11 protein-coding genes and 1 riboswitch are annotated in these 11,404 nt (G+C 68.9%); of the genes, 10 read left to right on the top strand and 1 reads right to left on the bottom strand.

All coding sequences use genetic code 11. From position 1 onward, the window contains the following. Positions 1-21 precede the first annotated feature (21 nt). The gene (locus tag RZE77_RS04775) at positions 22-1,344 is read right to left on the bottom strand and encodes an ABC transporter substrate-binding protein (protein ID WP_319440913.1); all 1,323 of its coding nucleotides are present in this window, start codon (positions 1,342-1,344) and stop codon (positions 22-24) included. A gap of 211 nt (positions 1,345-1,555) precedes the next feature. On the opposite strand from RZE77_RS04775, the gene RZE77_RS04770 reads away from it, so the two are divergent. From RZE77_RS04770 to RZE77_RS04725, 10 genes are all read left to right on the top strand, one after another. Continuing rightward, positions 1,556-2,641, top strand: coding sequence for an ABC transporter ATP-binding protein (locus tag RZE77_RS04770; protein WP_319442306.1), 1,086 nt, complete (start codon positions 1,556-1,558; stop codon positions 2,639-2,641). 116 nt (positions 2,642-2,757) lie between these two features. After that, the gene (locus RZE77_RS04765; protein ID WP_319440912.1) at positions 2,758-3,501 is read left to right on the top strand and encodes an acid phosphatase; all 744 of its coding nucleotides are present in this window, start codon (positions 2,758-2,760) and stop codon (positions 3,499-3,501) included. A 680-nt stretch (positions 3,502-4,181) separates the two neighbouring features. Continuing rightward, a riboswitch (cobalamin riboswitch) is annotated at positions 4,182-4,446 on the top strand. 162 nt (positions 4,447-4,608) lie between these two features. Further along, on the top strand, positions 4,609-5,454 hold the full coding sequence (cobM, locus tag RZE77_RS04760; protein WP_319440911.1) for a precorrin-4 C(11)-methyltransferase: 846 nt from the start codon (positions 4,609-4,611) through the stop codon (positions 5,452-5,454). Then, a complete protein-coding gene (locus tag RZE77_RS04755) occupies positions 5,451-6,380 on the top strand; it encodes a sirohydrochlorin chelatase (protein ID WP_319440910.1) in 930 nt (309 codons plus the stop codon). The genes cobM and RZE77_RS04755 overlap by 4 nt, the downstream gene beginning before the upstream one ends. Continuing rightward, a complete protein-coding gene (locus RZE77_RS04750; protein WP_319440909.1) occupies positions 6,377-7,066 on the top strand; it encodes a precorrin-8X methylmutase in 690 nt (229 codons plus the stop codon). Before RZE77_RS04755 ends, RZE77_RS04750 begins: the two co-directional genes overlap by 4 nt. Beyond that, complete coding sequence (locus RZE77_RS04745; protein ID WP_319440908.1) at positions 7,063-8,160, top strand: cobalt-precorrin-5B (C(1))-methyltransferase; 1,098 nt, start codon at positions 7,063-7,065, stop codon at positions 8,158-8,160. Before RZE77_RS04750 ends, RZE77_RS04745 begins: the two co-directional genes overlap by 4 nt. Beyond that, a complete protein-coding gene (gene cbiE, locus RZE77_RS04740) occupies positions 8,157-9,467 on the top strand; it encodes a precorrin-6y C5,15-methyltransferase (decarboxylating) subunit CbiE (protein WP_405547004.1) in 1,311 nt (436 codons plus the stop codon). Before RZE77_RS04745 ends, cbiE begins: the two co-directional genes overlap by 4 nt. Beyond that, a complete protein-coding gene (cobI, locus tag RZE77_RS04735) occupies positions 9,464-10,261 on the top strand; it encodes a precorrin-2 C(20)-methyltransferase (protein WP_319440907.1) in 798 nt (265 codons plus the stop codon). Before cbiE ends, cobI begins: the two co-directional genes overlap by 4 nt. After that, a complete protein-coding gene (locus tag RZE77_RS04730) occupies positions 10,251-10,988 on the top strand; it encodes a cobalamin biosynthesis central domain-containing protein (RefSeq protein WP_319440906.1) in 738 nt (245 codons plus the stop codon). Before cobI ends, RZE77_RS04730 begins: the two co-directional genes overlap by 11 nt. Then, positions 10,985-11,389, top strand: coding sequence for a cobalamin biosynthesis protein (locus RZE77_RS04725; protein ID WP_319440905.1), 405 nt, complete (start codon positions 10,985-10,987; stop codon positions 11,387-11,389). Before RZE77_RS04730 ends, RZE77_RS04725 begins: the two co-directional genes overlap by 4 nt. Positions 11,390-11,404 lie beyond the last annotated feature (15 nt).

Genomic DNA, 11,404 nt, shown 5'->3' with positions numbered 1-11,404 from the left:
CCGGGCCGCGCGGCATTGTGGTTACTTGAGGAGCGCCTCGGCCTGCTCGGCCAGGCTTCGCGCCTGGTTGTAGTTGTCGAGCGCCTTGCCGCTCCACTCGCCCTCCAGGCCGGTGATCCGCTTGTTCGCCTCGGAGTCCTTCTTGTTGGCCGCGAACATCGCGAGGAAGGCCTTGTCGGCCGCCATCGACGCACTGACCAGCGGCGTGAACGCGAGGCCGCGCGCCTTCTTGACCAGTGCCGCGGCCTCTGCGTGGGGCTTGCGCGCGAGCGCCGCCTCGGCGCCGTGGATGGCCTTGGTCGCGGCCTTCAGCTCCTTGTGCCGGAAGGTGATGGTCTGGTCGAAGAGGGAAGATACGACGTTGTAGCGCGTGGCCGAAAGATCCGCGTCGAACTTGACCTTGGTGCGCTTGGCCACCTCATAGGCATTCGGAAAGCCGGCCGGCATCTTGAGCTGCTCGGGCGGCAGCACCGGAAGGCGGGAGATCTGCGGCGCGACCAGCAACTGCTGCCCTTCCTTCGACAGCGAGAACGCGATGAACTTCCTGCCTTCCTCGGCGTTCTTGGCGCCGGCGATCAGCGCGATGTTGGCCGGCACCATGGCCGTGACGCTCGGGTAGGCGAATTCCACCGGAAAGCCGGAGAACTTGCCCGCGAGCCCGAAGAAGTCGATCACCATGCCGATGCCGAACTGCCCGTTGTTGACGCCGTCGGGAACTCCGAAGCTGCGCTCCGTGATGGCCGCGCTGTTGCCCGTGATCTGGAGCAGGTCCGACCAGCCCTTGTCCCATCCCTCGCCCTGCAGGATGGTTTCCACGGTCAGGTGGGTGGTGCCGGAACGCGAGGGCGAGCTCAGCGCCACGTGGCTGAAGTAGATCGGCTTGACAAGGTCGCTCCATTCGGCGGGCGGCGGCAGCTTGTTGGCCGAGAGATAGCGCGTGTTCCACATCAGCCCGTAGCCGCCGAGCGCCTGGCCGAGGTACATGCCCGAAGCCTCGTTGAGCGGATAGCTGCCCACCACCTTGGGAACCGCGGGATTCGCGAGCGCCGGGATCGGCTCCAGCAGCTTCCCGTCGACCAGCACCTCGAAGGCATCGGGCGCCGAAGCCCAGAACACGTCGGGCCGCTGGCCGGCCGGCATTTCGCGGACGTAGGCCACGCCCGCGGTGGTGCTCTTGTTGAGGATTTCGAGCTTGATCGAGGGGTTGGCTTTTTCGAACGCGGTCTTGTAGGCCTGCGTCAGTTCCTTGGGGAAGGAGGTCACGACCGAGACGGTGCCCGCGTGCAATGCTGTGCAACCAGCGAGGGCGGCCAACGTCAGCAAGGGCCGAAAGTCGATGCGCATGGAAGTCTCCCGTTGTTGTGTGGATGGCGGGCCGAGCTTAGGGCCGGGGCGCAGCGCATTCCAATCACAGTTTTTGATTCGAGGCATTGCCGGGAGCCTCACTCGGGTTTGCCCGGGCAAGCGGCTCGCCGTCCCTCGCCCTTCGGCGCCATGCCTTGCATACTCCACGCTTTCCCCCGCCTCATCCCTTTTCATGCCCACCGACACCTCGATGAAAAAAGTGCGTGTGGAATGCCGCCACATCCACTTTTCTCACGGCCCCGCCAAGGTGCTGGACGACGTCAGCCTCGACATTGCGCCGGGCGAATTTTTTGCGCTGCTGGGGCCGTCGGGCTCGGGGAAATCCACGCTGCTGCGGATCATCGCGGGGCTCGAGGCGCCCGGCCAAGGCCGCGTGCTGCTGGACGGCCGCGACGTGTCCGAAGAGCCCGCCTGGGCGCGGCAGGTGGCCATGGTGTTCCAGAACCATGCGCTCTGGCCGCACCTGACCGTGGCGGAGAACATTGCCTTCGGCCTGATCGAGCGCGGGGTCGAAGCGCCGATCGTTCGCAGCACGGTCTCCGAGTGGCTGGGCGCCATCGGCCTGCAAGGCCATGGCAACCGTGAGCCCAACCAGCTCTCGGGCGGACAGCAGCAGCGCGTGGCCTGGGCACGCGCCCTTGCCGCCGAGCCGCGGCTGCTGTTGCTGGACGAACCGTTCTCCAACGTCGACAAGACGCTCCGGCTGGGGCTGCGGCAACAGCTGCGCCAGCTGCAGCAGCAGCTTGGCATCACGGCCGTGCTGGTCACGCACGACCAGGAAGAGGCGCTCGGCCTGGCGGACCGGATTGCCGTGCTCGACAACGGCGCGATCCAGCAGGTCGGCAGCCCCATCGGCCTGTACGACTACCCGGCCAACGCGGCGGTTGCCCGCGCGGTCGGCCAATGGAACCTGCTCAGCGGCATCGCGCGCGCTCGCCAGGGCGGCGTGCTGCTGCTCGATGTCGAAGGTGTCGGCGAGTTGCGCGTGCCGCTGCGGCCGGACACGCCCGCCACCGCGCGGCTGTCCATCGGCTTCCGTCCGCATGCCGTGAAGATCGGCCGCGGCGGCGATGTGCACGACGTCCGCTACACCTGGCTCGCGGGCCCGGTGGAGCACGCCGAATTCCTGGGCCGGGCCGTGCGCTACCGGGTGCGCATCGGCGACCACGCCGTGCTGGTGGACGAGCCGCATCACCGCGACGCGGCGCGCCATGCCGTCGGTGCCGACATCGCGCTCGGCATCGAACTGGCGCAGTGCCGGCAATTCGCGTCCTAGCTTTTCAGATCCTGGTGCGCCGGCTGCGATTGCCTTATGGCAGCCATCAGAAGAGGTGATTGGAACGAGGCCGGCCGCTCTGCTACTTTGGCCGCCCGACCGAATGGAGACCCTCGATGCGCATCACCCGCAAGCTCTGCTGGCTGTCCCTTGCCGCCTTCCTGTTCACTGCCTGCACCACGCAGGCGCCGCTGCCAGCCACAGCGCCGCGGGCCGGCGAAGCAATGGCTGCGTCGACGGCGACCTACCTCGATCCGGCGCAGATCGACACCACGCGCTTCCTGGCACCACCGCCCGACGAGGCGGCCACGCGGCGCGAGATCGAGCAGATGCTCGTGCTGCAGCGGCAGCGCACGCCCGCGCAGGCCGAGCGCTCCGTTGCCGACCTGGAGCAGAGCGTCTTCCGCTTTTCCGACGTGATGGGCGAGAGCTTCAGGAAGGAAGACCTGCCGCGCACCGCCAGGCTTTTCGAGACGCTGTACCGGACCGAGAGCATTCTCAACAAGCAGGGAAAGGAAAAGTGGCAGCGCACGCGCCCGCCGCTCTTCGACAAGCGCATCGAACCGGTGGCGCGGTACTCGTCGAGCGGCTCCTACCCGAGCGGCCACTCGGCCTTCGCCTATCTGTCGGGCATCGTGCTGGCCGAGCTGGTTCCCGAAAAACGCGCGCAGATCTTCGCGCGCGCCAGCGAGTTCGGCGAGAACCGCGTGCTCGGCGGCGTCCACTATCCGAGCGACATCGAGGCCGGCCGGCGCCTGGCGACGATGATCGCCGTGCTGATCCAGAACAACCCCGCGTACCAGGGCGATTTCGCCGCGGCCCGCAGGGAACTGCGCGGGCGGCTCGGGCTGGACAGGTGATCGCCCGGTGCAGTTGAGCAATCTCCGGATCCTTCGCCTCCTTATGCCCGCCTCATCACCACGCGTGACCGCGCGAGTGCACGACCAGAGGTTGAGAAATCGCTGAGTTTGAGCCACACTAAAAACGCTCAATATCGAGCAATCTAAGGGAGTTAAAAAATGTTCTTTGGCATTCTTGCCGGCTTGTCTTTGGTCGCGCTTTATTTCGTTGCGCGTCAAGCGCGCAGGTTTACCGCATGGGTTGGCAACACCCCTGCACCACGCGAACGAGCGGTTCCTGTCGCGCTCATGCTTCTAATTCTCGGATTCGTGACCGGTCTGATTTTTCAATCTGTTTGGGACGATTCACATGACTGCAGGGCCACAGGCAAATCGCCGCTTGTCTGTTTGGTAGTGCCGCATTGACGACTGCTCGGCCGGGCCGCTTCTTTGATGGAGCGGACCGCATCGGGCCCAATCTCTTCTGTTTGTTTGACGCGGACGCGGCACTCCACCCTGAGCGCGCTGAGGTTAGTCGTTGAGTTCCTCGGCATGTCCTCGCTGATGCGTTTCGGAACCGCCTCAGCGCATCGTCGTTTGCCATCTCCTCGTGGCCGGATTGGGCAGAGTCCAGTCGATGTCTTGCAGCGGTTGTCCCTTGCGGCAGGCCCGCCAGCTGCCCTGCCGCAAGCGGCTGATACACTTTGTGCGCGTTGTCAGGTGTCCTGGCGCCCCGTGTAAACGGCGGGGTGGCCAGGGTGAAACGGGAAGTCGGTGCGCGGCGGTGGAGAGAACACCGCGCAATGCCGACGCTGCCCCCGCAACGGTAAACGAGTCAAAAAGCAAGACCCCGGGATTCGGTCCCGCGCCACTGTGCCGCGTACGGCATGGGAAGGTGGTCTTGCTGGAGAGCCCGACGGCCCTCCGCTCGTGAGCCCGGAGACCGGCCTGACGACCAGCGCATGACCTTGCGGTGGGCGAGGATCGGCGGGCGGCGCATGGCGTCCGGCTCAATGCATGAGGTGTGCATCCGCCGGAACCGCATCCACTGGCGCCCCTCCGATTTCTCTCCCCCCGCCCGGTCCTACCGACCATCTATCGCGCGGCGGGCGCGGAGGAATCATCATCATGAACGAGCGAGCCATCGCTCCAGGCAGCATGCCGGCACCGGGAACCGTGTGGTTCGTCGGCGCAGGCCCGGGCGATCCGGAACTCATCACCGTCAAGGGACGCGGCCTCGTCGAGCGCGCCGGGGCGATCCTGTTCGCAGGCTCGCTCGTGAGCGAAACCGCCATGCGCTGGGCGCGGCCGGACTGCGCCGTTGCCGACAGCAAGGACATGACGCTCGAGCAGATGTCGGCCTGGCTGATCGCGCAGGCCGCGCGCTGCGAGACCGTGGTGCGCCTGCAGACCGGCGACCCGGGCCTGTACGGCGCGCTGATCGAGCTGGTGCAGCCGCTGGATGCGGCGGGCGTGCCGATCGGCGTGGTGCCGGGCGTGTCCTCCGCCATGGCCTCGGCGGCGGCGGCGGTGGAAAGCCTGACGCTGCCCGAGGTCACGCAGACCGTGATCTTCACGCGCGTCGAAGGCCGCACGCCGATGCCCGAGGGCGAGTCGCTCGAGGCGCTGGCCGCGCACCACAGCACGCTGTGCATCTTCCTGAGCATCACCCTGATGGGCAAGGTCACGGCCGCGCTCACGGCCGCCGGCTGGTCGCCCGATGCGCCCGTGGTGGTGGTTCACAAGGCAAGCTGGCCCGGCGAAGAGAAGATCGTGCGCGGCACGGTCGCGACCATCCAGGCGCTGTGCCGCGAAGCGCGCATCGCGAGCCAGTCGATGATCATCGCCAGCCCCACGCTGGGCGCGCGGCAGTGGACCACGCTCGCCAAATCCAAGCTCTACGACGCGAGCTTCACGCACCGCTTCAGGCGCGCGAGCGTTCCCGCCGAAACCCTGCGCCAGGAACTCCCATGAACTCCGAAACCATTCTGCTGGTGGGCCACGGCTCGCGCGAAAAATCCGGCAACGACGAGATCGAGGCCTTTGCCGCGCAATGGCGCGAGCGGCAGCCGGGCTGGCGCATCGAGGTCTGCTTCATCGAATTTTCCGAGATCACGATGAGCGAAGGCCTGCGCCGCGCCGCCGAGAGCGCGCGGCGCGTGATCGTGGTGCCGCTCATCCTCAATGCCGCGGGCCACGTGAAGATGGACGTGCCGCAGGCCATCGACGGCGCCCGGCTCAAGTACCCGATGGTGCAGTTCCTCTATGCGCCGCACCTCACGGCCTGCGATCCGATCCTGGCGATCCTGCAGCGCCGCCTCAAGGACGCGATGCAGGCGCTCGACATGCCCGACCCGACCACCACCGGCGTGGTGATCCTGGGCCGGGGTTCGTCGGACCGCCAGGCCAACGGCGACATGGCCAAGATGGCGCGCTGGCTGATGGAGGAGACCGACCACGAGCTGGTCGACCTCGCCTTCACGGGCATCACCTACCCGCGCCTGGAGAAGGCCGTGCAGCGCCAGGGCCTGCTGGGCATGAAGCAGGTGGTGGTGCTGCCGTACTACCTGTTCAACGGCACGCTGGTCGAGCGCATCGCGCGCCAGGTCGAGCACCTGAAGGCGCAGTACCCGACGATCCGTTTCGTTTCCACGCGCTACTTCGGCTTCGAGCCCGAGATCTTCGCGCTGCTCGAACAGCGCGTGGACGACCTGCGGCGCGGCGCGCCGGCCGCGCTCATGCCTTGCGACGGCTGCAAGTTCCGCGACTTCGCGGTGGAACATGGCCTGGGCGGCCATCACCATGGCGATGCGGCGGCGCACGGCCACGATCACCATCACGACCACGACCACGCGCATGGCCACGCCCATGCGCACGATCCGGTGCCGGCGCTGCGATGAAGCCGACGCACTCCCCGGCGGCCAACGTCGTCACCGAGCAGCTCACCGCGGCGGGCCGCGCCATCGAGCACGACTCCTTCGCGGTGATCGACCGCGAGGTGGCCTCGCATGCCTACACCGCCGACCAGTGGCCCGTGGTGCGCCGCATGATCCATGCGAACGCCGACTTCGACTTCAACGGCCTGACCGACTTCCACCCGGAGGCGGTCGACGCCGCCATCGCCGCCATCCGCTCGCGCGCGAGCCGCGTGCTGGCCGATGTCGAGATGATCTGCGTGGGCCTCTCGGCGCCGCGCCTGGCGCACTTCGGCATGGGCACGCACCAGTTCATCAGCGACCCCGACGTGATCTCGCAGGCGATGGCCGAAGGCACCACGCGCGCCGTGCAGGCGATGCGCAAGGCGCACCGGCTCGGGCTGGTCGACGGCGCGATCGTCGGCATCGGCAATGCACCGACCGCGCTGATCGAGATCGTGCGGCTGATCCACGAAGAGGGTGCGCGCCCCGCGCTGGTGGTCGGCATGCCGGTGGGCTTCGTGTCGGCAGCCGAGTCAAAGGACCTGGTCGCGCTCGAAGACGATGTGCCCTCGATCGTGATCCGCGGGCGCAAGGGCGGCTCCACGCTGGTGGTGGCCGCGATCCACGCGCTGCTGGGTTTGGCCGAGGCGCGCGAACACGCCGCATGATGGACAAGGGCGCACCCCGCGGCACCCGCACCGGCTTCACGACCGGTGCGTGTTCGGCCGCGGCGGCGCGTGCGGCGGTGATCGGCCTGGTCACGGGCCAGGTGCCCGACCACGTCGAGTGCCTGCTGCCCAACGGCGATCTCGTGCGCTTCGCGGTGCACGACGGCCGCGCCGACGGCGCGAGCGCCCATGCCATGGTCATCAAGGACGCCGGCGACGACCCCGACTGCACCGACAAGGCCCATCTCACCGCCGACGTGCGCCTGCTGCCCGATCTGGCGGGCCAGGTGGTGCTGGCCGGCGGCACCGGCGTGGGCACCGTCACCATGCCGGGCCTCGGGCTCGCCGTGGGCGGGCCGGCCATCAACCCGGTGCCGCGCCGCAACATCGAAGCCAACGTGCGTGCGGTGGGCGCGGCGCTGCTCGACGAGGTCGGGCTGGAAGTCGCGATCTCCGTGCCGCAGGGCGAGGAGATGGCCAAGAAGACGCTCAATGCGCGCCTGGGCATCCTCGGCGGCATTTCGATCCTGGGCACCACCGGCATCGTCAAGCCCTATTCCACCGCCGCCTACCGCGCGAGCGTGGTGCAGGGCGTGCAGGTGGCGGGCACGCTGGGCCACGGCGTGGTCGTGCTCACGACCGGCGGGCGCACCGAGAAGTTCGTGATGGCCGAAATGCCCGAGCTGCCCGAGCCGGCCTTCGTGCAGATGGGCGACTTCCTGCGCTATGCGATGGGCGCCGCGGTCAAGGCCGGGATCCGGAAGGTGGTGATCGGCGGCATGGTGGGCAAGCTCACCAAGATTGCGCAGGGCGAGACCATCACCCACGCCGGCCGGGCCGAGGTCGACACCGGCCTGCTGGCCGACCTGGCCGCCGGACTCGGCGCGCCGCCCGATGTGTGCGATGCGATCCGCGGCAACGAGACCGCGCGCTATGCCGGCGAGCGCATGGACGCGCTCGGGCTCGGCACCGCCTTTCACACGGCGCTCGCGCAGCGCGTCATCCAGACGCTGCGCACGCGCTACCCCGACCAGTTCGAACTGAAGGTGCTGGTCTGCGACTTCGAAGGCCGAAAGATCGCGGAGGCCCCGTGAACGACAACGACAAGAACAACATGACCCACAAATGCCGCATCCTCGGCGTGCTGGACGACGGCGACGCGAGCCTCGGGCGCAGCGCGATGGCCCACCTGCAGCAAGCGCAGCTGGTGATCGGCGCGGCGCGCACGCTGGCGCTGTTCGCGCCGCACATCGCGCCCGGCGCGGTGCAGCGCGACCTCGGCGGTGCGCTGTCGCAGGTGCCCGAATGGATCCGCGCCGCGCAGGCCGAACAGTGCCGCGTGGTCGTGCTGGCCACCGGCGATCCGCTGTGCCATGGCATTGCGGCCTTCCTGGCCGCGCGCCTGTGCATCGAGGCGATCGAGGTCATTCCGAACGTGTCGACGCTGCAGCTGGCCTGCGCGCGGCTCGGCCTGCCGTGGCAGGAGATGAAGTTTGCCTCCGTGCATGCGAAGGACGCGGGCGACTGGCTGCCGGGCTCGCCGCCCGCGCACGGCCTCTATGCGCTGCTGCGCGACATCCGCCAGCACGACCGGCTGGCCGTGCTCACCAGCCCCGACAACACGCCCGACCGCATCGCGCGCATGCTGGTGGCCGAAGGCCTGGCCGACGACTTCGAGATGGCCGTGGCCGAGCGCCTTTGCCAGCCCGAGGAGCGCGTGGTCAGCGGCATGCGCATCACGGCCGCGGCGCAGATGCGCTTTGCCGACCCGAACGTGGTGCTGCTCTGGCGCACCCGGCTGCGCGCGCCGCAGGTGCTGTTCGGCTTGCCGGACGCCAGCTTCGAGCAGCGCCATCCCGAGAAGGGCCTGATCACCAAGAACGAGGTGCGCGCCGTCTCGCTCGCGCGCATGCAGCTGCGCGCCGACAGCGTGGTGTGGGACATCGGCGCGGGCTCCGGCTCGGTCGGACTGGAGGCCGCGCGGCTGTGCTGGCGCGGCCATGTCTACGCGATCGAGAAGAATGCGGACGACAGCGCCATCGTCGCGCGCAACCGGCAGGCCATGGGCATCAGCAACCACAGCCTGGTGCACGGCAAGGCGCCCGAGGGGCTGGCGGCCTGGGCCGATCCGGATGCGGTCTTCATCGGCGGCTCCGGCGGCGAGCTGGCCGAGCTCGTCGCGCTGGTGCTGCGGCGCCTGCGGCCGGGCGGCTGGCTGGTGATGAACTTCGTGACCATCGAGAACCTCGCCGCTGCGGTCGAGGCGCTCAAGGCGCAAGGCGCGGCCTGGGACGTGCTGCAGCTGCAGGCCTCGCGCAGCAAGCCGATCCTGCACATGCACCGGCTCGCGGCAGAGAACCCGGTGTGGCTGGTCTGTGCGCAAGCAGGAGGTGCGGCATGACGGCACCCGGCATGCTCCACGGCGTATCGCTCGGCCCCGGCGATCCGGACCTGATCACGCGCCGCGCGTGGTCCCTGCTGACGCGCGCCGACGCGGTCTGGACCTACCCTGTGCGCAGCCTGCGCAAGGAAAGCTACGCGCTCGACATCGCGCTGCGCGCCGGCCTGTCGGCGCCCGCGCAGCACCAGGCGCTGCTGTTCCCGATGACCCATGACGCCGAGAAGCTCGCGCGCCACTGGCTGAAGGCCGCCGAGACCGTGCAGGCGCTGCTGGCCACCGGGCAGGACGTGCTGTTCCTGGTCGAGGGCGATGCCTCCACCTACGCGAGCTTCTGCTACCTGGCGCGCGTGCTGCGCGAGCTCGACCCCGCCGCGCGCATCGACGTGGTGCCCGGCGTCACCTCGTTCAACGCGGCATGCGCACGGCTGCAGCTGCCGCTCTCGGAGCAGGACGACACCGTGGCCATCGTGCCGGCGGCCTACGGCATTGCCGCGGTCGAGAAGATGCTGGACGACTTCGACACGCTGGTGCTCATGAAGGTCAAGCCGCTGCTCGACGACCTGATCGACCTGCTGGCGCGGCGCGGCCTGCTCGCGCACAGCCGCTTCATCGAGAAGGCCGGCTCGCCGATCGAACGCATCGTGCACGACGTGGCCAGCCTGAAGGGCAGCAAGGTCAACTACCTGTCGCTGCTGCTGGTGAAGAACCCCGGCCGCGAACGCGGCGAACTGGTGCGCGGCTGCCGCAAGAAAACCAGCACCGAAATCGAAGAGGACAACCCGAATGACGAATGAAACCGCACCCCGCGTGGTGCTTGTGGCCATCACCAAACATGGCGCGCAGCAGACGGCCGGCCTGGCCCGCCTGCTGCCCGAGGCCAGCGTGTGCGTGGCGGACAAGTTCGCGCCGCTCATGGCCGGCCTGCCCAACCCGGTGCGCGCCTATGCGGGCGCCTTTCGCGACGAGATCGCGGCGCTGTTCGCGGACTTCGACCAGGTCGTGTTCTTCGTCTCGCTCGGTGCCGTGGTGCGGCTGATCGCGCCGCACCTCAAGAGCAAGGACGAGGACCCCGGCGTGCTGGTGGTGGACGACGCCGCGCAGTTCGTGATTCCGGTGCTCTCGGGCCACGTGGGCGGCGCCAACGCGATGGCCGAGCAGGTCGCTGCGCTGCTGGGCGCCACGCCGGTGCTGACCACCGCATCGGACGTGGGCAAGACCATCCCGGTCGACATCCTCGGCCGCGAGCTCGGCTGGAAGGTGGAGGCGCCCAAGATCAACATCACGCGCGTCTCGGCCCATGTCGTGAACGGCGAGCCGATTGCGGTGGTGCAGGAAGCGGGCAGCGCCGACTGGTGGACCCGCCCCACCCCGCTGCCCGCCAACATCCACCGCTTCGCGCGCTTCGACGAGGTCGACCTCGCGCGCTTCAAGGCCGTGCTGTGGATCACGCAGGCCGAAGTCAGCGCCGAACGCTGGAGCGCGCTGGCCGAGCGGCTCGTCGTCTATCGGCCGCCGCAATGAGCACCGCGCGCTACGCCATCGGCCTGGGCTGCGACCGCGGCACGCCGCAGGCCACGCTGCAGCAGGCGATCGACGAGGCGCTGGCCGGCATCGGCGTGCAGCTCGCGCAGGTGGCGGCGGCAGCCAGCATCGACCTGAAGGCCGACGAGCCCGGCCTGCTGGCACTGGCCGCGGCCCACGGCTGGGCGCTGCGCTTCTACTCTGCCGCGCAGTTGGCCGAAGTGCCCGTGCCGCATCCGTCGGAAACGGTGCGCCGCCACACCGGCACGCCGTCGGTCAGCGAGGCGGCCGCGCTGCTGGCTGGCGGCGGCCTGCCGATGACGGCGCTGGTCGCCCCCAAGCACAAGCACCGCGGCGCCGACGGGCGCCACGCGACGGTCTCGATCGCGCGCATGTCCTGATGAATCCCAACCCTC

It is taken from the genome of Variovorax sp. SPNA7, assembly GCF_033807855.1.
Classification (GTDB): domain Bacteria; phylum Pseudomonadota; class Gammaproteobacteria; order Burkholderiales; family Burkholderiaceae_C; genus Variovorax; species Variovorax beijingensis.
The sequence above is the reverse complement of the archived record's forward strand: the minus strand, read 5'-3'. Positions and strand labels throughout refer to the sequence as shown.